The organism is Paenibacillus algorifonticola (assembly GCF_050481745.1).
GTDB classification, from domain to species: domain Bacteria; phylum Bacillota; class Bacilli; order Paenibacillales; family Paenibacillaceae; genus Pristimantibacillus; species Pristimantibacillus algorifonticola_A.
In genome coordinates, this window is the sequence record NZ_JBCNGR010000008.1 from 101189 (window position 1) to 122693 (window position 21505).

20 protein-coding genes and 1 pseudogene are annotated in these 21505 nt (G+C 48.2%); 3 read left to right on the top strand and 18 right to left on the bottom strand.

Translation table 11 applies throughout. The features are described 5' to 3' along the window. Positions 1-64: 64 nt before the first annotated feature. The 9 genes from ABEW34_RS08065 to ABEW34_RS08105 form a co-directional block, all read right to left on the bottom strand. Positions 65-628, bottom strand: a complete 564-nt coding sequence (locus ABEW34_RS08065; RefSeq protein ID WP_430156869.1) for an NAD(P)H-dependent oxidoreductase — start codon at positions 626-628, stop codon at positions 65-67. Positions 629-771: 143 nt separating this feature from the next. After that, positions 772-2112, bottom strand: coding sequence for an FAD-dependent oxidoreductase (locus ABEW34_RS08070; protein ID WP_430156871.1), 1341 nt, complete (start codon positions 2110-2112; stop codon positions 772-774). Positions 2113-2137: 25 nt separating this feature from the next. Next, entirely contained in the window at positions 2138-2908 is a 771-nt protein-coding gene (locus tag ABEW34_RS08075) for a carbohydrate ABC transporter permease (protein ID WP_430158508.1), read from the bottom strand. Positions 2909-2975: 67 nt separating this feature from the next. Next, entirely contained in the window at positions 2976-3890 is a 915-nt protein-coding gene (locus ABEW34_RS08080; protein WP_430156873.1) for a carbohydrate ABC transporter permease, read from the bottom strand. Positions 3891-3907: 17 nt separating this feature from the next. Beyond that, positions 3908-4600: a hypothetical protein gene (locus tag ABEW34_RS08085; RefSeq protein ID WP_430156876.1), complete on the bottom strand. Its 693-nt coding sequence runs from the start codon at positions 4598-4600 to the stop codon at positions 3908-3910. A gap of 76 nt (positions 4601-4676) precedes the next feature. Beyond that, positions 4677-5972 carry an ABC transporter substrate-binding protein gene (locus tag ABEW34_RS08090; RefSeq protein WP_430156879.1) on the bottom strand — a complete coding sequence of 432 codons (1296 nt, stop codon included), beginning with the start codon at positions 5970-5972 and terminating at the stop codon, positions 4677-4679. Positions 5973-6100: 128 nt separating this feature from the next. Further along, a complete protein-coding gene (locus ABEW34_RS08095; RefSeq protein ID WP_430156883.1) occupies positions 6101-6874 on the bottom strand; it encodes a response regulator transcription factor in 774 nt (257 codons plus the stop codon). Positions 6875-6894: 20 nt separating this feature from the next. After that, entirely contained in the window at positions 6895-8718 is a 1824-nt protein-coding gene (locus tag ABEW34_RS08100) for a sensor histidine kinase (protein WP_430156885.1), read from the bottom strand. 154 nt (positions 8719-8872) lie between these two features. Continuing rightward, the gene (locus ABEW34_RS08105) at positions 8873-9709 is read right to left on the bottom strand and encodes a helix-turn-helix domain-containing protein (RefSeq protein WP_430156887.1); all 837 of its coding nucleotides are present in this window, start codon (positions 9707-9709) and stop codon (positions 8873-8875) included. A gap of 151 nt (positions 9710-9860) precedes the next feature. Between ABEW34_RS08105 and ABEW34_RS08110 the strand changes: the two genes are divergently transcribed. Continuing rightward, positions 9861-10955 carry a glycoside hydrolase family 88/105 protein gene (locus tag ABEW34_RS08110; RefSeq protein ID WP_430156889.1) on the top strand — a complete coding sequence of 365 codons (1095 nt, stop codon included), beginning with the start codon at positions 9861-9863 and terminating at the stop codon, positions 10953-10955. Positions 10956-11072: 117 nt separating this feature from the next. Here the strand turns inward: ABEW34_RS08110 and ABEW34_RS08115 are convergent, their stop codons facing one another. From ABEW34_RS08115 to ABEW34_RS08125, 3 genes are all read right to left on the bottom strand, one after another. Next, entirely contained in the window at positions 11073-12914 is a 1842-nt protein-coding gene (locus tag ABEW34_RS08115; protein ID WP_430156890.1) for an ABC transporter ATP-binding protein, read from the bottom strand. Further along, positions 12898-14652, bottom strand: coding sequence for an ABC transporter ATP-binding protein (locus ABEW34_RS08120; RefSeq protein WP_430156892.1), 1755 nt, complete (start codon positions 14650-14652; stop codon positions 12898-12900). Before ABEW34_RS08120 ends, ABEW34_RS08115 begins: the two co-directional genes overlap by 17 nt. Positions 14653-14713: 61 nt before the next feature. Continuing rightward, a complete protein-coding gene (locus tag ABEW34_RS08125) occupies positions 14714-15235 on the bottom strand; it encodes a hypothetical protein (protein ID WP_430156895.1) in 522 nt (173 codons plus the stop codon). 183 nt (positions 15236-15418) lie between these two features. Between ABEW34_RS08125 and ABEW34_RS08130 the strand changes: the two genes are divergently transcribed. Continuing rightward, complete coding sequence (locus ABEW34_RS08130; RefSeq protein WP_430156897.1) at positions 15419-16036, top strand: SDR family NAD(P)-dependent oxidoreductase; 618 nt, start codon at positions 15419-15421, stop codon at positions 16034-16036. A 326-nt stretch (positions 16037-16362) separates the two neighbouring features. On the opposite strand, the gene ABEW34_RS08135 is transcribed toward ABEW34_RS08130, so the two are convergent. The 3 genes and pseudogenes from ABEW34_RS08135 to ABEW34_RS08145 all read right to left on the bottom strand — a co-directional run bounded on the left by ABEW34_RS08135 (position 16363) and on the right by ABEW34_RS08145 (position 18313). Beyond that, complete coding sequence (locus ABEW34_RS08135; RefSeq protein WP_099519796.1) at positions 16363-16605, bottom strand: ferredoxin; 243 nt, start codon at positions 16603-16605, stop codon at positions 16363-16365. 276 nt (positions 16606-16881) lie between these two features. Continuing rightward, positions 16882-17073: pseudogene (locus tag ABEW34_RS08140) on the bottom strand (ferredoxin--NADP(+) reductase); the annotation flags it as partial. A gap of 25 nt (positions 17074-17098) precedes the next feature. After that, on the bottom strand, positions 17099-18313 hold the full coding sequence (locus ABEW34_RS08145; RefSeq protein WP_430156899.1) for a cytochrome P450 family protein: 1215 nt from the start codon (positions 18311-18313) through the stop codon (positions 17099-17101). A gap of 541 nt (positions 18314-18854) precedes the next feature. Here ABEW34_RS08145 and ABEW34_RS08150 point away from each other — a divergent pair. Further along, positions 18855-19226, top strand: a complete 372-nt coding sequence (locus ABEW34_RS08150; protein WP_430156902.1) for an iron chaperone — start codon at positions 18855-18857, stop codon at positions 19224-19226. 230 nt (positions 19227-19456) lie between these two features. Here the strand turns inward: ABEW34_RS08150 and ABEW34_RS08155 are convergent, their stop codons facing one another. The 3 genes from ABEW34_RS08155 to ABEW34_RS08165 all read right to left on the bottom strand — a co-directional run bounded on the left by ABEW34_RS08155 (position 19457) and on the right by ABEW34_RS08165 (position 21266). Then, positions 19457-19660 (bottom strand): hypothetical protein, encoded by a 204-nt coding sequence (locus tag ABEW34_RS08155; RefSeq protein ID WP_430156904.1) that lies wholly within the window; start codon positions 19658-19660, stop codon positions 19457-19459. Between the two features lie 372 nt (positions 19661-20032). Then, positions 20033-20722: a DUF4367 domain-containing protein gene (locus ABEW34_RS08160; protein WP_430156906.1), complete on the bottom strand. Its 690-nt coding sequence runs from the start codon at positions 20720-20722 to the stop codon at positions 20033-20035. Further along, positions 20703-21266, bottom strand: coding sequence for an RNA polymerase sigma factor (locus ABEW34_RS08165; RefSeq protein ID WP_430156908.1), 564 nt, complete (start codon positions 21264-21266; stop codon positions 20703-20705). Before ABEW34_RS08165 ends, ABEW34_RS08160 begins: the two co-directional genes overlap by 20 nt. Positions 21267-21505: the final 239 nt, after the last annotated feature.

Genomic DNA, 21505 nt, shown 5'->3' on the forward strand with positions numbered 1-21505 from the left:
CCGGTTACGTGGTAGTTCATCGTATAGCAAACTTAAGCGGCCTTAAAGCTAAGCAGCCGCAGGGTTACAGGCTGTCAACAAAATCCAAATAAGCTAATGCGTTTGTTTCTAGTTTGCTTGCAGACGTTTCTACCGCTGCACCAGGTTCATTTTCACCCGGCTCCGCTTCTGTACCATAAGAAGCAAAATAGGAACGATAATCAGCATCGCAATACAGGAAGGAAATTTCAAAAGGAGCTAATACTTGGGCAAGTGTGTAGCGATATCTTCCCTCTTCCCGATAATTCTCTTCTGTTGCTCCAGCGGATACCGCTAACGCCACTTTGCGATTTTTCAATTTGTCCCCACCTTTGGAACCGAAGGCCCATCCATAGGTTAAAACCTCATCCAGCCATTTTTTAAGGAGAGGCGGACAATTAAACCAATAAATAGGGAACTGAAACACCAGATTGCCATGTGCTTCAACCAACTGCTGTTCTTTCTCCACGTCGATGTTTCCATCAGGGTAAGCCTTATGCAATTCGTGTATCGTATACTTTTCTGGATATTTCGCAAGCTCTTCTGTCCATCGCTTATTGATGACCGATGTTTCTAAGCTGGGATGTGTGACAATAACGAGTGTTTTCAATGAAGGCTCCTCCTAAAGTGTGATTGGCCTCTTGAGTATAAAGCGTACGCTGCAATTATATAAGTACGCACTTTAAGTATAGCTACTTACCTCAAGGTTAGTGTCAATCAGTCGTCACACATAGGTAGTTGGCTAGGAGCCGCTTATATAGCCGCATGTGCTTTCCGCAGCTCATCCTGCAATTTGGCAATAGGTATTTGAGCTGGCTCAACCTCAGTCAATACCGCTAAAGCTGCCGCTGTTCCAGCTGCCTGTCCGGTTGCCATACAGCTCGGGGTCAGGCGCGTAGTGGCGAGCGCCTCGTGTGAAGTCGAGATGCACCTTCCCGCCGCGAGCAAATTGGGCACATTATGGGATAGCAGACAGCGCAGCGGAATGTCATAAGCGCCATCACCGGAAATAAAAGCAGCGGTTACCCCTTTTCCGGTTGGATCATGGAGATCAATGGGGTAGCCACTGCGTGCTATAACATCGCTGTGCTTCCTCCCCTCTATCACATCTTCCTTCGTGAGTGAGTAATGGCCAACAATTCGCCGCGATTCCCGTATGCCGATTTGCGGAGCAACTGCTGAGATGGAAGCCCGCTCAAAACCGGGTACATCGCGCTGCAGAAACTCCGCCATCATCAGCACCTGCCGTCTCCCCTCCTGTTCAGCAAGTGTCAGATCCTCGGCATTAGTCGCATCCAGCCCCTGCACCCGTGTACAGTTAATCAGCACCTCATCCTCAGCTGGCCCCGTAAAAAATAGAATCTGATCACGGTTAATGGGCAAATTCGCCTTCTTCCATTGCGAATAGAATCCGCTCACCCCAGTCAGCGGCAGACCCGGCAGCTCTGAAAAAGGTGTTTTTTGATAAAAGTCCTCCGGGTGGTCCATCATATATTGCTTTACTTTATCCAAGTTAACACCGCGCATCCTGAACTTCATCGTCATTGGCTGTGCCTGATGATCCAGAGCACGCCCATGAAGCGTTTCTGCCCCGGAAAGGTAAGCGACGTCCGCATCACCGCTTGTATCCACAAATACTTTGGCACACACTTCTGTTCTGCCAGACTTATTGGTTACATGTACGGCCTCAATGATGCCTTCCCTCACCCCAACCTCGTCCACCATACTATGAAGCAGCAATTTGACACCAGCCTCGCGCAGCATATCTGCCGCAACGACCTGATAAATTTCCGGATGATAAGGCGTCAGCGTATGAACGAAACCAACCGTATCCCGGAGATGCCCAGGCGAGCCTCCGCGAGCCTGCAGCCGATCTACAATTTCCTGGGCGATGCCTTTGATGACCTGCTCGCCGCTGCTCGTATGGAACGTCATCCATGGATAGACCATGGCTGCCGTAGACATGCCGCCAACAAAGCCATAACGTTCGATCAGCACAGTTCTCACACCTTGCCGGCCTGCAGCAATGGACGCCGCTATTCCTGCAGGCCCCCCGCCAACAACGACAACATCTGCCTCTATTTTGTTCTTCATTTCATCCTCCCTTTCGAAGCTGCACTTATTCCTTCAAGCCCGTCATGGCCACACCTTCAATAAAACGCCGCTGGGCCAGAAAAAATACGATTAACAGCGGTACCGTTGCCATTACGGTCGCACTCATTAAATAATGCCAGGATGTGCCGACCTCATCCGTAAATAGCGACAGGCCTAGCGGAAGGGTCATCAAATGACGTGAATTAATGAAAATAAGCGGGTCAAAAAACTCATTCCATACGGTTACGAATGTGAAAATCGTCAACGTCGCCAGTCCAGGCTTGGCAATCGGCAGCATAATTTGTGCATAAATCCGAAATCGGGTACAGCCGTCTATCATCGCTGCCTCTTCCAGCTCCGTCGGCACCGTAATGAAAAACTGCCGCATCACAAAAATTCCGAACACTCCACCCGCCCCAAAGATCGGCAGCAGGATAAGCGGCAAATGCGTATCAATCCAATTAAGCTCACGCATGAACAGAAACATCGGAATCGCCGTTACCTCATGTGGAATCATCATCGCGCTGAGCAAAATCAGAAACACGATATTTCGGCCCTTGAACGGTATTTTTGCAAACGCATAGCCGGCCAATGAGGCAAAAAAAACGGTGCCTAGCACAACTACAAACGCAATATATACACTGTTGAAATAAAAGCGGTGGAACGGGATTAGCTGGAAGACATCGACATAGTTTTGCAGCCGGAACGCAGGCGGGATCAGCTTCGGCGGATAGGTGAAGATGTCCTGCGGCTCCTTGAAGGAAGTAGACAGCATCCATAAAAATGGCACGAGCATAATAAGCGAGATGAAGCTTAAAAGGCTATAAACGCCCAGCAGTTCCAGCGGCCTGCTAAAGCCTGCATTAGGTGTCGCTTTCATTGAACACCCACCTTTTTCTGAGCTGCCATTGCAGCAGAGTCAACATAAGGACCACGAAGAACAGAACGAACGCCAGTGCTGATGCATATCCCATCTGAAACAATTTGAATGCTTTTTCCCAAATATAATACACCAGCACCTTCGTACTGCTGCTAGGCCCGCCTTGCGTCATGACATAAATTTGGCCAAATACCTTCAGAGAACCGATAATGGTCATAACGACGGCCAGAAATACAGTAGGCGTTATCATTGGCAGCGTTACATTAAAAAAGCTTTTGCCCTTGCCCGCTCCATCCAGCATCGCGGCTTCATACAAGGAGCGTGGCACCTGCTGAATGGCAGCAATAAAGAGCACCATGTTCAAGCCTGCATTTTTCAAAACGCTGGTTACAATAATCGATGGCATGGCCAGCTTCTCGTCGTACAGCCACGCCGGCCCTCTAATATCGAGCAGCAGCAAAACCTGATTGATAAGCCCCGAATCCGTTGCGAACATATATTTCCAGACAATCGACCATACGATAAGAGAAGTCATGACGGGTACAAATATCGCGGTTCGGAACAGCCCAATCCCCTTGAAGCTTTTGGATAAAAGCAGCGCCAGCAGCAGGGCCAGCACAATATTAAACGGAACAAGGCCTACTGTAAAATAAAAGGTATTCCCTAGCACTTTCCAAAATAAATGATCTGTCGCAATACTCCGATAATTATGAAGCCCGATAAAGTGGTGTTCACCCAGCAGCGGCCAATCCATCAAACTCATAAAGAGTGCTTGCCCCATCGGAAACAGCAGCAGCAAAGTAAAACCGAGTACCATTGGGGAAACAAACAGCCAGCCTGCAATTTGCGCCTCACGGGCAAGCGGCCCGCTTCTTCGTTTTTTGCCCACATCCTTCATTAAGGTAACACCGCCTTCTAGCTCAATCTATCCGTGGCATTGCGGAACTCGCTGACCGTTCTCCGCAGCTGATCCTCCGTCTTCCCGACTACCATTGCTCCCAGCATAATCGCACGAACACCAGCATTGCGCAGCACCGCTACATCGCCGGGCACAAGCTGCCGCTGTGATGGAATAACAACCGGAAGCCCCGAATGCTCGACTAAATAGCGATACTTCATCACATCTGCATAGCTGAGCGGCGTCCCATACTCGCTTCCCGGCACAATTGATGCTTCCACAGCGGTAAAGCCGAACTGCCCTGCGCCCTGTACAAGTGTGAGATCATAATGTTCATTGATTGCAAACGTGCGGTCAAGGCCCAGCTCCTCCAACAGGAGCGAAGGAAGATGATGCGCATAAATAGAATAGAAATCAAAGCCCAGCGGAGCCAATCTTTCCATGTCTGGTCTGGTTACGCCTTCAAGGCTCCCAGCTGGCACAACACCGAATGGCCCGTCAAACTTTTCCCGAATGCTGTGGAATACCGCCTCGTATTCGTCAAGTGAACCAAAATGCGTGCCGCTAGCGCGATGGCCCACATTGACATGTACTTTCAATGCATCAGCCCCCTCATCCAGCGCGGCTTGAGCCAGCGCCGCATCATTGGCGGGCAGGCTGATGAATAAAGATAGCTTATGCTTGTGGAACTGCTCCTTTAATTTTCCCAAGTCACTCCACTCCCTTGAACTTTTTTGGCGAGGCAAGGCGGCCCGTCAGACGGACCGTCCCCCCTTATACGGCTGCTTATTTCAAAATAGCGTCAACTTCCGTTTGCATTTTTGCCAAGTTTTCCTGCGTGCTGCCCGATCTGCCGAACAGGCGGTCGAAGCCCTGCAGAACGGCGTTGTCGATGTCCTGCCAGCGAATATGCCCCGGAAGCATGCGGGCCTTCGGCATTTCGTCGATAACCGCCTGAGTAATATGCTCTACTGGCGGGTTGTTCGGCTGATGCAGGAACGCATCCGAATGAAGCACCGAGGTGCGAGGCGGGACAAAATAAGTCGCTGTTGCCTCTATACCGGCCTGGCTAGCGAAATATTTCAGAAGCTTCTTCGCTTCCTCAGGGTGCTTACTGTCCTTGAACAGCGTGTAGCCCGCCTGTCCAAGCATCGGCGCACTGCCCTGCGAGCCGGACGGCATCGGCGCTATGCTCCACTCGAAGCTCGTAATCTCTCTTGCTTTTGATACATAGCTGTAGTTGTCGAAGAACATCCCGACGTTGCCCGCATCAAAGCTGACCTGCTCGCCAGCCTTCGGATGAGATTGGTCGGTGAACATCATGCGGCTCAGCATATCGAATGTTTCCAAGCCGTACTGGTCATTCCAGGTGAAAGCAGTTAAATCTGCGTTGAATGGTCCGCTGCCATTGGACCAGGAATAGGAGGATAAAATCGCCCATGTTTTCCAGTCGCGGAAAAAGTTTGCGCCGTAGATGCGGCTTTTCGCATCGCTGTTTGAGATCGCCTTGGCGGATTGCTCGAATTGTTCCCAAGTCCATTTCCCTTCTGATGCGAGCGTGTTTGGGTCTGATAATTTCGCTTGATCAAACAGCGTCTTGTTATAAAACATAACCACAGGCGGCGTCGAGAAAGGCAAACCCAGCAGCTGCTCGCCGTCACGGAAAAGGTCAAGGGTGCTTGGAATGTAATCGCCCAGCTTAAAGTCCGCGTCATTTTTAAATTCAGATACATCCGCCATTATGCCATTTGCCTTGAACTGCGGAATCATCCGCTCGGATACCCATGCGATGTCCGGCAGCGTTCTACCAGCTGCCAGCACTGAAATTTTCTGCTGGTACTCGGCGAACGGCACGGATTCCATCACAACCTGAATACCCGGGTTTTCCTGTTTGAAGCCTGCAATGAGCTTGTTGTACACATCCATATGCCCCTGATTGCCCCACATTAAAAACGTTAATTCGATATCCTCCTTCTTCTGCTCCGTACCATTGTTTTGAACGTTGCCAGAATTCGTACTGCTGCAGCCGACAGCTATTGCAATCGGTAAAATGGATAGGAGAGCCCGACTCGCTTTTTTCATAAAATCCCCCTTAGCTGCTATTAGTTTGTATTTCCTACTTAAGTATAGCGGTGGCTATTGCCTTCCTTAAACCATGCAAATTGCAGAAATGGTGCGTTTTATTCCTCTATTTCCTTATCGTGCCTTCCCTAAAAGTTGGAGTCGGTAAATTGATCGCGATACTCGCCTGCTGTCTGTCCGGTCTGCTGCTTGAATACAAGCATAAAATGCTTCGGGCTTTGATGCCCGGACAGCCGTGCCACATCGTAGATTTTCAGCTGCGTATGCACGAGCAGCCACTTCGCCCTTTCAATGCGCATCTCCAATACATATTCTGAATAGTTGACCCCTGTCTCGTTCTTGAACAGCTGGCTCAAATACGTCGCATTCAGGCTCACCTGGGATGCGACGGTTTGCAAGCGCAAATCCCCGTCGATATGCTGTTTCACATATTCCCTGACGTCGCGAATAATTTTCCGGTTATTCCCGCCGCTCCCCATCTGTTCGTGATCTGCGGCTGCGGTCAGCGAAGTAGAAACGCCATACTTGCGATCCAGAAGCAGCTGGGCCTTTCGCATTGCAGCTACAAGCTCGTGCCGCTCAATCGGCTTCAGCAAATATTTGAACACGCCATATTCTATCGCCTTTTGCGCATATACAAACTCCCCGTAGCCACTCAAAATAATAACGATCAGCTCCGGATACATTTGTTTCACCTTTCCCATCATCACCAGTCCGTCCATCTCTCTCATCCTGATGTCGGTGATCATGACATCAGGCATGTCACATTTCAAATAAGCAATGGCCTCGCTGCCATTCGCAGCCTCTCCCGTTACCTCAAACGAATGGACCGACTGATGGATCAGCTCCCGCAAGCCCTGGCGTATAACCGTTTCATCCTCTACGAGCAAAACCTTATACATCCTGACCAGCCCCTGCCCTCTTAAAGTGGAATCGTAATCGTAACTGCGAAGCCCCGTCCCAGGCTGCCATCCACTGTAAGGCAGCCGCCCTTGTCATACATAAGCACGATGCGTTGGAATATGTTGCTTAGCCCCAATTCATCGTGACCACTGAGCTGCAGCGGCTGATTGTCCGTGTGCTTGCCGATCGCCTTGTTCAGCTCCTCTATTTCCGTCTCGCTCATTCCTTTGCCATTGTCACGAACCGTAATAAGCAGCTCATCCTCGAAACGCAGGGCAGAAATCCAGATCGTGCCTCCCTCTTCTCGATCATCTATGCCATGATAGACTGCGTTCTCAACCAACGGCTGCAAAATAAGCTTCGGTATAAGGCAGTCCTTCACCTCATCTTCAATTTCGTACAGTACCTGCAGCTTGCCACCATACCGGACCTGTTGAATGCGCACATAGGAATCTACAAAATGGATTTCCTCCCAAAGCTGAATCCGTCTGTCCACCTTATCGATGGTGTAACGAAGCAGCTTGCCAAGGGCGGTCACCATATCAGACACCTCGGCATGCTTGCGCTGAATGGCCATCATATTAATCGACTCCAGCGTATTATATATAAAATGCGGATTGATTTGGCTTTGGAGCGCAGACAGCTCCGCTTCCTTCTCCCGCATGCCGAGTACAAATACCTCATGAAAGAGACGATTGATTTCCTCCATCATATTGTTGAAGCCGCGTCCAAGCTGACCAAACTCATCATTGCTTAGCATCGTTACCCGTTTATTGAAATTCCCCTGCTCAGCTCGGGCCATCGCCCTCTTCAGCTCAATAAGCGGCCTTGTAATACGATAGGAGAGCAGCACGGCCAGCCCTGTAACCATTCCGACGCAAACGGCAGCAAACCATAGCGTAAAAGTCATCATTTCACGCGACTCCTTCTGGATAACGGCGATCGGCGTCAAGCTGATTACGGACAAGCCTGTATAGGAGGAATGATCCTGTACGAATAAATAATCGCTGCTGCCGAGCTTTTTCTTTTGCCTGTTCCTCATTTTCTGCAGCTGACCATCCTTTAACAGCTCGCCATAGGCGGAAACGCCGCCCTCTTCCACTCGCTCGAATATGAATCGCTGCCGGTCATCGACGATCAAAAGGCTTGCCTCCCGCTCAAAATTCAGGTTCGATAAAATATGGCCGAACGCCTCCACCTTGACGTCAATAATCATATAGCCTAATCGCACTAGCGTTTTCGGCTCTCTAATAACCCTTGCGACTGATATGTAGGACTCCGAGCTTGGGCTGCTGTAATAGGACGGTTCATGAGGCGGGATGATTGTCCATTCCCCATCGGATTGATTCAGCTCTGAAAACCATGAATCCCGCCTGCTGTCCCATACCGCATCGGCCGACATCGCATCTACGTTAGAAAATAAAATGCCGCTGTTGCTGATTAGATGAATGCCGCGAATTTCAGGCCGGTTGTATGCTTGCCCAGATGTATACAGCTTCATTTTCAAATAATCGTCAGATAGCGCCCAAGTCCCCGAGCCCATCGGCCCGTTGTATTTCGCCAGAATAGACAGCACCATCTGATCATACAACGGCATAAGCGATACTCGTTCCAGGTCTTTCAGCATCCGATCAAGATTGGTGTTGATCTGCTGAACAATGTCGATGGTAAATTGCTCCGTCTTGTGATTAACCGTTGCTGAGAAATGACGGTACGTCACCATGCCCTGCAGGCTTAAAGGCAGCAAAATAAGCAAGATGAAAAGGAGCAGCAGCTTGGTGCGCAAATTGCTTTCACTCAGATGACCTTTGAACCACTGATGCAATAATGTCAAGATTATCAAGCTTGTCTGCCCCCTGTCGTGAATGGATAGGTCCTCCATTTCTTATTTGAAGTTTATATTATAATGGGAGGCGAATGAATCCTACCCCGTACCATTCGGAAAAGGTATGGAATGTTTAGCAACAAAAAAACCACGCCCGTAGGACATGGTTTAGTCAATTCCCCTTTCTATAAAATAATGGCTTATGACCAGTCGTTAACTTGAACACTCGGCCAAAATGCGTCACACTTCCGAAGCCTACCTTCCTCGCAATCAGGTTGACCTTCATCGACGATTGCTCCAGCAGCTTTTTCGCCTCCTTGATCCTGACGCTGTTCAAATACTCCACAAACGTAAAGCCCGTCGCTTCTTTAAAAAAACGGCTTAAATAATAGGGGCTGACATAAAATTTCTCTGCTAGCAGATGAAGCGAAAGATCCTGCATATAATGGCTGTTGATATAGCGGACAACCTCCGAAATTCTTTCATGCATCGGACTTGGCGATTCTAACGGCTCTATGCTGTTTTGTTTGACATGCCGGCAGCAAACAAGGAGCAGCTGCAGAACCAACGTCTGCGCATACATCTCGAAGCCCGCCTTCTTATCCTGAATTTCCTCGATGATACGGCTTGAAAGGGCCTCGATGGATAGCCTGTCCTGCAAAGAGCATTTAATTATCATGTACTCCTGCTCAAACAGCGGCTGCAAAGTGTTCATATAGGAACCATTAGCCGAGGCCATCTCAAGCTCATGAATATTAATAATAAGCCGCTCATGCTGGGGCGTTTCCGTATTGGTTGTCCGGTGCAAAATATTGGGGGAGATAATAATAACATCCCCTTCGTTGATCACCATCGTCCTGTCCTTAATGAAAAATTCCCGTTTGCCAGACATCAAATAAAAGATTTCATACGTACTGTGAAAATGGCTGGCAGGCATATTGTGGCTTAACGCCCTCCGGTGGGACACCAAAAAAGTCCCGTCCCTATTTTCAAATTGAAAATCTCCCATCCAAAGCTCCGCCTCTCTTCTTCGTCTGTCATTTTATTATACGCTTCTGCTTATTTCCTGCAAGATATAAGAAGAATGATGGCATTTTCGCAAAAAATGTACATTTTCCTCTGCTAAAATAGGCTTAATACGAGAAGGAGGAATGAACCACATGCAAGAAACCCTTTCCCCCATTCAATGGGCAGAGAAGGCCTGCGAGGCATTGATGGCCAAATTCGAGCCGGAATTGCTTCCGCCGGACCGTTTTCACTATCATCAGGGCGTGTTTCTGTCGGGAATGGAGAAATGCTGGCAGCAAACGAAAAAGGACAAATACAGCGAATATATTAAGCGGTGGGTAGACAGCCAAATTCTCTTAGATGGCAGCATTAAGAAGCACAAGCCAGATGAACTGGATGATATTCAGCCCGGTGTCCTTCTCTTTAGATTGTATGAGCAAACGGGTGACGAACGGTATAAAAAAGCTTTACACACCCTCGTTCCCCTATTAAAATCATGGAAAACGAATCCGTCGGGCGGCTTCTGGCACAAGGAGCATTATCCGAATCAAATGTGGCTGGACGGGTTATATATGGCGGGCCCGATTGCCGTGCAGTTCGGCCAAACATTCGGCGAAAGCGAATATTTTGACATGATGACGTTCCAAGCGCTGATGATGGCTAAACATACGAAGGACCCGAAAACAGGCCTGCTGTACCACGGATGGGATGAGACGAAGGAAGCGGCTTGGGCCGATCCGGTTACTGGGCTAGCTCCCGAGTTCTGGGGCCGGGCAATCGGCTGGTACCCTGTCGCTTTGCTGGAAATGTTCGAATACCTGCCTGAAGATCATAAGGATAAAGCAGCGCTAGTCGCTATCCTTCAGGACCTGCTCATCGCGCTGACTAACTTCCAAGATGCTGCGACTGGTTTATGGTATCAGGTTGTTGACAAACCAGACAAGCCGGATAATTGGCTGGAAAATTCCTGTACGGCCCTATTTGTTCATGCCATTGCCAAAGCGGTGCGCTTCGGCTATCTCGATGCCAAGTATTTGCAATATGCTTGGAAGGGCTATCAAGGCGTAATTGATACACTGAAGCTTGATGAGAATGGCAGCGTCATCATCGGCCAAATTTGCATCGGTACAGGAATTGGCGACTACGCCCACTATATTGCCCGCCCTACTAGCGAAAATGATCTGCATGGCGCAGGCGCTTTTATCCTCATGTGTGTGGAAATGAGCCTTGCGGAAAGGATAGCGTAATTATGCAAAAAGCTGGAGCCCTGTGAGGGGCTCCAGCTTTTTGTTGGAAGATGTGATTCAGAATTAGGTGAAGTTTTATGCATTCGGTTGAATTCGGTTGAATTGGGATGAAGTCAATTATCCGCCTGAGGCAGCGGGGATAGCCTCTTGGTTCGCCTCCCCTTGCGAATGGCGATACAATTCATCGTAGTAGCCTCTATTTTCCAGCAGCTCTGAATGTGACCCCGCTTCGACAATGGCTCCATGCCGCAGGACGATAATTCGATCAGCCTGCATGATGGTCGACAAGCGATGCGCAATGACGATTGTCGTTCGACCTGCGGACACGACATGCAGCGCTTGTTGGATGAGCTGCTCCGTGTAGGAATCCAGATTCGCGGTCGCTTCGTCCAAAATCAGAATTTTCGGCTGGAAGACGAGGATGCGCGCGAAGGACAGCAGCTGCCGCTCGCCCGCTGACAGCCCGCTGCCGCGTTCGGACAATCTCGTGTCGTAGCCGCCCTTCATCCGTTTGACGAGTTGGTCGGCACCTACGAATTCGCATGCGCGAACGACAGCTTCACGGGAGATAGCCTCATCGAACATCCGGACGTTGTCGATGATGGTGCCCGCATAAAGATAAGGCTCTTGTTGAACTAGACCGACGATCCGGTGCAAGTCGGCCTGCTTTAAATCTCGAATATCGTTGCCGTCGATGAGAATGCTGCCCTCCTGCACGTCATAGAACCGGCAAAGCAAACTCATCAGCGAGCTTTTGCCTGCGCCCGTCGTACCGACGAAGCCAATCATCTCTCCCGAATGGATGTGAAGGTCGAGTCCGCTGAATATCGGTGAAACGCCCTCATAACCAAACGTAATCTGATTGAAATCGAGGCGTCCCTCTACCGACTCCCTTTCGATTCGAAGCGGATTAGGACGATCTACGATTTCCGGCTCGGTATCAAGCACGCCCCAAATTCGGTTCACGGCGACCGTAGCTGACTGGAGCGTGTTCCACTGCTGAGTGATCGCATTAATCGGCTGGAAAAATTGGCGAATATACGTGATGAACGCGTACAGAACGCCGAATTCAAGTACTTGGCCTAGTACCGCTTTGCCGCCGATCCAGATAATGAAAGCAATTGTAAGATTGCTGAGCAAATCAAACGACCGATTAAATAATACCATCGTGCGTATTTCACGAATATTAGCTTTAAAATAGGCCTCATTCCGTACATTGAATTGCTCGGCCTGCGCTTTTTGCTGATGGAAAACTTGAATGAGGTTCATGCCTGACAGGTTCTCGGTTACGAACGCCACAAGACGGGACAAACGGGTCCGCGCCAGCTGATACGTTTTGCGCATGTAAGAACGGAATGCGATCGCGATAAATGCGGTAATCGGGAGCAGCACCAGACAATAAGCGCCGAGTGTTGCGTCAAGCTGAAACAACATAATCAAGATGAAGAGCAGCGTAAGGCCGTCGCGCAGCAGCGTAAGCAGCACTTGGTTGAAAAATTGGTTTACAGCTTCCGTATCACTGGAAATATGCGTAATGAGATTGCCGCTGGGCATCTTGTCAAAATAGGACAAGGAAAGCTTCGTCATATGTTCAAATAGCTGCTTTCGTATTCGGGCCACGATGCTTTGCCCGGCATGTTGGAGCAGATTGTTTTGAAGATAGCTAAACAACAATTCTGATGCCGCCAGTCCAAAATAGATCAAGCAGATGACCAGAATGCTGCCGTATTCCTTGTTCCCGGCCATTAGATTATCGTCGATCGCTACCTTGATCAAGTATGGCTGGAACAGCTCAGACATAATGGCGATTATCGTACATAATATGACCAAGGCAAAGGTGAACCGATGCGGTCCCACATAGGATCTAATAATGCCAAAGGCAGATCGATATTGGGGTTTCGGCTTCTTTCCAAGGTCAATCTTCTGATCCGTCTGCTTATGGTTATTGCCCTGCGGCATGCCTGCTTCCCTCCTCTTGGATGGCATGAAGCTCGGCGTACTGCCCCGGCTGCGCGAGCAGCTCCTCGTGCTTGCCACGCTGAACAATCCTGCCCTCGTCCATGACAATGATTAGATCAGCATGCTTCAAGGCGCTGATTCGGTGCGCGATAATAACAGTCGTCTTATTACGGCGCACTTCCTGGATCGTCTTCACAATCTCGGTTTCGGTTACCGCATCGACAGCACTGACGCTATCATCGAGAATCATTAGCGGAGCCTGTTTCATCAAACTTCGCGCGAGACTCGTTCGCTGGCGCTGCCCTCCAGACAAGGTGATTCCCTTCTCCCCAAGCTTCGTCTCGAAGCCATCGGGGAAATCGATAATATTGTCGTAAATGCGCGCCTGCTTGGCTGCCGTTTCAATCTCGTCCTTCCCCGCTTCGCGTTTGGCAAAGGCGATATTCTCGCCAATCGTCGTGCTGAACAGAAATCCGTCCTGCGGCACATAGGCGATCTGGCCGCGCAAGCTTTCCAGCTTAATGCCGCGAATACTCGTACCGCCGATCTGAATCACCCTCTCCGGCGCTTCATATGTGCGCAGGAGCAGTTTGACAAGAGTTGTTTTGCCGCTGCCTGTTCGCCCTACGATGCCGAGCGTCGTACCGGGTTCGATGACTAGTTCAATTTGCCGTAAAGCAGGCGATGACGCATCTGGATAGGTGAAGGTCAAATCTTGCAAATGTATTGCACTTTGTTCGAGCTCGATCGGCACCGCATTTTCTGCCTCGACGATGTCCGGCTGTATGGCGACCAATTCATTCAGACGCTGCAAGGATGCGCGCGAGCGCTGCAGCGTATTGATCACGTTGCCGATCTGCTGCAAAGGATTCATCAACATTCGGATGTACATAGTGAGCGCGACGAAATCGCCTAATGTGATTTTATCCGTAATGGTCAGGTAACCGCCAAGCGCGAGCGCCATAATCAAGGACATAGAACCGAGGAATGGCACAAGCGCCTGAAAAAGCGAGGATATCCTTACGAGCGACAGCTGATTATCGCGGATGCGATCGACATCCGAACCAAACCGCTCAATCATGATCTGCTCGACTGCAAACTTCTTCGTCACGCGTATACCGCTGATCTGCTCCTCAGCCGATTCTGTCATCGTGCCGAGCGCCTCCTGCACATGCAGAGAACGTTTGCGAATGACCGGGCCAAAACGCATCACGATCCAAGGAATCAAGAACAAAGGCCCGACAGATGCAGCGATGAGATAAAATGGAATATCGCTCAGCATCATTGCGCCAATGCAGGACAATAATAGCATCGAAGCCATCGCGAGCTGGTTAATCCCCATGGAGAGGGATTCCCTTACGCCGGTAACATCATTCATAAAGTAATTCAGCATTTTGCCCACGCCATTTTTAGAATAATAGTGCTCGCTTAGCTCCGAGAAGTGCGTATAAAGCCGACGACGAGTAATGTAGTCAAACAATCGGCCTACATACATGACAAGATATTGACCATACCCTCCGAGAAGCGCATAACCCATACCGATCACCAGCAGGAGCAGGCTGTAACGCACGACATCGTGCTGGACCAAATCCCCTGACTGCAGTCGGTCTGTAAAGTCGCCTAGCAATTTCGGAAAGTAGGCATATATGATGCTGGCGATTGCATGCAGTGCAATAGAAGAAATATACATGCGCCATGTTGCAGCGAAGTAGGGTTTTAATATGCCGTTCGGTTTCAAGTCGAATCACCACCTCCATTTTTATAGTGGCTCCATGGCCCCAAAATTAACTATTTTCGCGTTAGGGATTACTCTGATCGTCCCCAACGTTATCGTTAACGATATTGTCGCCGCTTGATTTCTCTTCAGTAATTGGAGAATCATTGGTTAGGTCATAAAGCTGAAACACATGGATAAACTCTTGGATGATCGTGTCTGTCGCTTTTAACTCGCCGCTAATAACCTGCTTAATCGACTCAAACTCAGGCTCGTCTAATTGCCGCTGCAAAGTTGACCGCTTCACATTAAGCGATTCCAGAAAGGCAAGAGCCCTGCCACGGCGAAACGTCTGCGCTTGCACCCCGTGCTTATGATGATGCCCATGCCCCCGGTGTTCCCCATGTTCTCCATGACCACGTTTGTCTTTATATCTATGCCCATCACGCATTTCAATTTCCCCTTTCGGTTTCTTGTATACAATCGTATACAAAATCGTTATGTATACAAATGTATACGATACCTTATTGTCTGTCAAGACTTGCTTTGGCCTAAAAGATGTAGCTTCCCTTTCTTTACTACGTTTCAGCCTATCGTTTCCAACCATCCAAATTGCCCTCCTATTCCACCATCTGGCTCATCTCGTTAAAATAAAAAAGCCCTTAATTCGCAAATAAGCGAAATTAAGGGCTTGCAGCTTCAATTATAAAGGTGAGGAGGAGTTAGACCTCCATCTCCTTCTTAGCGGGAAGGTGTTTTCATTAAACTATCACCAGAGCTCCAAAAACAAATGATTGGCAACCAGCAATTAATCGCTGACAGTACAACCATTTCGCACTTTCTTAAATCTACGGGTGAAAATGAAATAAATGATTTTCAGCATTTACAGCTAATGAATAAAGAAATGGGAATGATGGCTCATCATACGCCATTACATAACTCATGGACGGCTCAGTCTCATCAAATTTCGATTGTTGAAATGCTTGAAGTTCAATTAATCAACGTAACCGCTCCATTTTTGCTCAATACAAAATTGAAAGAAATGATGTTGAGAAGTCCCCATCAAAATCGTTTTATCGTAAATGTATCTGCTGCAGAAGGCAAATTTAATATGAAAAGAAAAGGCGGTTATCATATCCACACCAACATGGCAAAAGCCTCGCTTAATATGATGACCCTAACAATGTCAAAAGAATATAAAAAACAGCGAATATTCATAACCAGCGTAGATCCTGGATGGGTATCCAATCAGTTCCCAGAGCATGTACAGACCAGTCGAGAGATTATTTTGCCCTTGGACTTTAACGATGCAGCTGCTAGAATTTGCGATCCCATCTATGAAGGATCAGAGGCTGAGCGACCACTCACGGGTGTGTTTTTGAAAGATTATATGCAGGTGGATTGGTGATGGAAATGCCAAATACGAGTCCCTATGAACCCCGTAACCCTATAAATAAAAGGGATCATGCGCCTTCATTGAATGCGCATAATCCCTTTCACTGCAGATGAAGATGCATTGCCCAAAAGCACAACAGCATCCAATATGAATGCGAGCTGCTGCACATATTTATGAGAAATGCCGACCGCGTTCTGACCAAAAGAGATATTTATCAACATATCTAGAAAGCAGGAGAATTATGATAACAACAACCTCAGCGTGTTTATTAACTGGATCCGCGTCATAATCATACCGTGCGAGGCATCGGATATCGCTTTTCAGGAGATGGATTATAATTAGCTCAATGAGAATGGTTTATCCGCAGCTTTGATCGAATCGGTTGGACATCCGTCCTGCGCATCCTGAAAATCATTCATGAGTTCGTCATCTTCAATTGCAGTTACACCGCGATTTCCGTCTCCACCATAGAACACCTCAGCAAGCCCATCTCCGTCATAATCAAAAATATCTGGAGCCGCAGCACCGCAAGCGCCACAAGCTATACATGTCTCTTTATCCACCCATGTGTATATGGCCATGCTCAGTCCTCCTTTCTTCCTATTGGTTGAAGCTAAGATAGCTGTGGGATTTTCATATTGCTGCTATGTCCCAGGGACAACTTAGCATCTGGATCGATATAGGTCATGGCGTTGTTAACAGCCATCGGTGCCTCACCGAATCCGACGGCTTCCACTTCCATTTCCTCTACTATTCCTGAAGCGCAATGCTGAAGCTGTACATGCTCAATATAATCTATACCCTCTAGAGACGCAATTTCCCACGGTGTTCGAATATCGATTGCCGAATTTTTGAGCTTGTGCAGTCACTTTCGGAAAGCCGGCAACATCATAAATATATTTCTCCGGGTATAAGGCTGCAAGCTGCCCTCCCAGTTGTGGCATACTTTCAAGCAGCTTAACACTCGCATGACGCAAACCACCATAGAAGCAAGCAAACATGCCTACCGGACCTCCGCCAATGACGAGAAGATCAGTTATTTCGTCCATCTAAACTCTCCTTTCCATCCATCATCTAAAACACGAGCGGAATTTCTTTCAAGCCGCGAATAATGATGCCATGACGCCAATTCAGTGATTCGCGATTCGTTTTCAATCTAAGTTCAGGCATGCGCCGAAGCAATGTGCTAATGGCAATTTCCCCTTCTAATCTTGCCAAAGGAGCGCCCATGCAGAAATGAATCCCTTTGCCGAAAGCGAGATGGTCGTTCACTTTTCGTGTAATGTCGAACGTATTGGGATCCGTAAAATGATTGTCATCTCGATTCGCCGAAGCTAGCGCAACAAACACCATTTCCCCCTTGCGGATCTGCTTGCCTTGAAGCTCGACGTCTTCTGTCGCCAATCTCATATTGTTGACCTCAACGGGCCCGTCATAGCGCAAAATTTCTTCTATTGCCGAATGGATCAGCTCAGGCTCATTTTTCAGCTGCTCCAGCTGCTCCGGATGCTCCAATAATGACAGCACGCCGTTGCCGATTAAATTCACCGTCGTTTCATGACCCGCAATGATAAGCACGAATATCATCGCATACAGCTCATGCTCGCTAAGCATATCTCCATCTTCCTCGACACGAATGAGGTCGCTGATCAAATCCTGCTTAAGATCGCTTCGTCTTCTGGCAATTAAGTGCTGCAAATAATCGATGAATGCAATCAACGCTTGCTCGCTGCGTTCGGCATGCTTCGGATTATTAAATCCTTCCATGATGGCGCTCGACCAATCACTGAACTTATCCTGATCCTCAATCGGAACCCCTAGCATTTCGCAAATTACTTTGATGGGCAAAGGGAATGCAAAATCCTCAATCAAATTCATTTCTCCCTTTGCCTGAACTTGATCAAGAAGATCATTGGTCAGCTCCTCGATCCGCCCCCTAAGCTGATCCACCATTCTTGGGGTAAAGGCTTTTTGCACCAAACGCCTAAGTCTGCGGTGATCGGTTGCATCCACATTGCTTAGATTTCGGGAAATAATCTCCACATGGGACGGAAGCTCTACTCCTTCCTCTACCGGATGGTTGGTCACAAATCGCGAATCGCTTAATACTGCTGCAACGTCCTCATACGCCGTAACAAGCCACGCATAGTGGCCACTGGGCAAAAGAAAACGGGATACTGATTCTTGCTCGCGTACCTCTGCATAGATGGGATGCGGATTTCGAATAAACGCTTCGTTCAAATAATCGGTTTTCGACTGGGCGGGTTCCGTATGGTGATTTGTTGTCATTGGGAATCTCCTTTGGTATTTAGAATTTATTTACAATTTAATTTTATACTATACGTTCATTTTTTATCAATGATTCGCTAGAACTAATTGAAAAAACCTATTAAAAAGGGGATATTAAACTATACTACTAGTTCATTTTTATGAAGACCTCAAAGAATGATAATGAGAATTGAAAAAAGATGACTCCTGTTCAAAAGTTCAAAACAGGAATCATCACTTATTAACTGGCTAATATTTTAAATCACTTTTCCACAAAATTATTGACGCGGTTTCACTTCCTCCATTACGGACTCTCCTTCAATGTCCAAAGGACGGGTGGCCAGAAAGAATCTTTGGAAAACATTCCCTAATATCGCTACCATTGGCCCCGCCATAACAGGCCCATCTGGAAAAGTAGCATTGATTAGCGTCCTCCGCCTGTAAACCTGCTGCTCTGGAAAGTTGATTCTTTCATTGATATACTTAGTCTAAATTTGTTTAATCCTTTTGTTGTTTGGGAGGAGCTAGAACATTACAGGGGTTTGAGCCCGGAGGTAAAAACATGGAAGTTTTTGCAGATTATTTAGCGAATATAGATAACCCGATGCATCGGGCTAGAACCGAAGAGGTTTTGGCTTGGGTGGCTGCGACATTTCCAAATTTAATGCCAAAAATCGCGTGGAATCAGCCTATGTTTACCGATCACGACACCTATATTATCGGCTTTAGCATAGCTAAAGCGCATTTGGCTATTGCTCCTGAAAAGGTCGGCATTACTCATTTTTCTGATGAAATTGTACAGGCTGGCTATGATCACACCAATCTGTTGATGCGTATCAAATGGGATAGTCCGGTCGATTACTCATTACTTGAGAAAATGATTGAGTTTAATATTTGGGATAAGGCGGATTGTTCAACTTTTTGGCGGAAATGAAAAATAGGGTAACCTCTGATAAAGGTTCGTCTCAGGAACGTTTGCAAGCAAAATAAAACGGCCTCAGTCCCATGCAATTCAGGGCTGAGGCCGCTTAACAACTTTTATTTATTGTTCGGTATACTTGACGGAGTGCAGTTCACATTTCTGTTGTTGGATAGCCCTCTTTGAAAAACATGTATTAAATAAGATCAGATTATTGAAGCAGTCGTTGAACGATTAAGGCAACTTCAGCTCTTGTAATGTCCTGCTTCGGTGCAAGCCTTGCACCTGGGCATTCCAGTAACGATACCAGCCTGCAAGGAGTCTGCAATGCTGTTCAGTGCCCAATCGGAGGCTGCTGCATCTTTGTACGGATGAATGATCTCATTTGTCGACTTGGCAGCAAGTTGGTCTTTTAATTCAGTGATTTTCATCGCCTTGGCTATGGTCACTGGATCAAACCATCTAAGCGTGTTGCTTGGAGACGGCAATGGGGAATTTCAGATAGAAGATCATTCAGTTGATGATAATCGAATTTCCTCACCCAATTCCATCGTTTCAGGTCATTTTAATGATGATGACAAGATCGATCTGGCTATAGCTTTTTTAATGGGACGGCGAAACGCCTTCTGAAGACATTCAACTAACAAAGAGAAACTGCCCAAACCTGGCTGTGGCCGGGTCTGGGCAGTTTCTCTTTGTTATAGTTGAAAACGGCTAATCTCATCTGCACGTCTCCTATGGGGATATTACATTACCCCAATTTATCTAGCATTCGACGGGTGGGGCGTTCCATTCATTCACGATATACACGCATCAACTCATTAAGGCTCCACAGATTCGGCTACCTTCATGGCCTCGTCGCCCGAAATCGGACCGGACACGCCATACTGAATGCCGTCAACCACCCAGAACAGCTCCGTGAACTCGGCTTGCTCGAAAATAAAGCCGTCCGCTCCGCCCACTTTGGTCGGTGTGAACAGGTCTGTCGGGAACGCCGCCGGCATGCGGCTCGCGCTGAACGTCACCGTCTTATCATCCGAGCCGTATGTGAAGTTTAAATCTCTGAGCGGTTGGTCCTTCATTCCCACGCCGACGATCTCAGCCAGCTTGAAGCCTTCCGGGGCGACTTGAGGAACAAGCACACCGGAACCGAAAGCTGCTTTCGCTGCCTCCGTCGTTCCTAACGGAGTTGTCATCAATTGGGACAACTCCGAACCTGTGGCTCCTCCGTTTCCGGGCAGCACGATTCCGGGCGAATCCGTTGGCGTCGGGACTGCGGCGGGCTCTTGCAGCATCGGCAATGCCGTCACTATGACGACTGCCGCGACCAGCGCTGCCGATCCTGCAAGCCAGGCTTTCGGAAGAACGAATCGACGGCGGCTTCTCTGCTCCGCGGCGGCTTGTTTCCTGATCTTCTGTTTAACGCTATCGCTCAATTCCATTCTAGAAAACAACATATCATCCATCTCCTTTTGCAAATCTTGACGTAAATTACGCTCCATGTCCGTCATCGTCTGTCTCCTCCTTGCGCATCTCCCGAGCCAACGCCTCGCGCGCCCGGTGCAGTCTGTTTCTCACGGTACCCTCGGGCGACGACGTCGCTTTCGCAATTTCCCGTGTGTCCAAGTCCAAATAATAATATAAATACAAAGCCTCCTGATACGGCAGAGGCAGACGCAGCATATGCCGCAAAATCTCGCTTTTCTGCAATCTTTTAAGCGCTTCTTCTTCCACGTTGAATATCCGTCCCCGCTCCATCAGGCTCGGATCGGTCGGCTGTTCCGTAAACATCCGCACGCCCATCTTGTCCCGGCAAACGTTGATAGCGATCGTCGTCAACCAGGTTTTAACCGCGCTATCTCCACGAAACGAGTTCCAGTTGCGATAAGCGCGAAGAAATACCTCCTGACTGATATCCTCGGCAAAATGCCGATCGCCGGTATAAAAATAAGCGGTGCGCATGATCGTCGAGCCAAAGCTTTCCATCAGCTGCTCTAGAGCTTGAGTGGGATCTTTCGGGAAATTTTCCTTGTTATTCGAGCCGGCCGGCTTCACTGAATGATCACCTCCACCTATTAGACGGCCTGAGCGCATTTTTCGCTGCACTGCGCTTTAAATCTGACAGTCTAATAAAGATCTCGCGAATTTGAGCTTTAATACCCCATACTCCTTCAGCTTGAATTTCATACGATAAAAGCCACATGAACAGTATGCCTGTTGATGCGGCTTTTCGACTTTATCTTTGGTTTAAAAGATCCCCAATATCCGTTTATACTAACACTATTTTCTCTAGA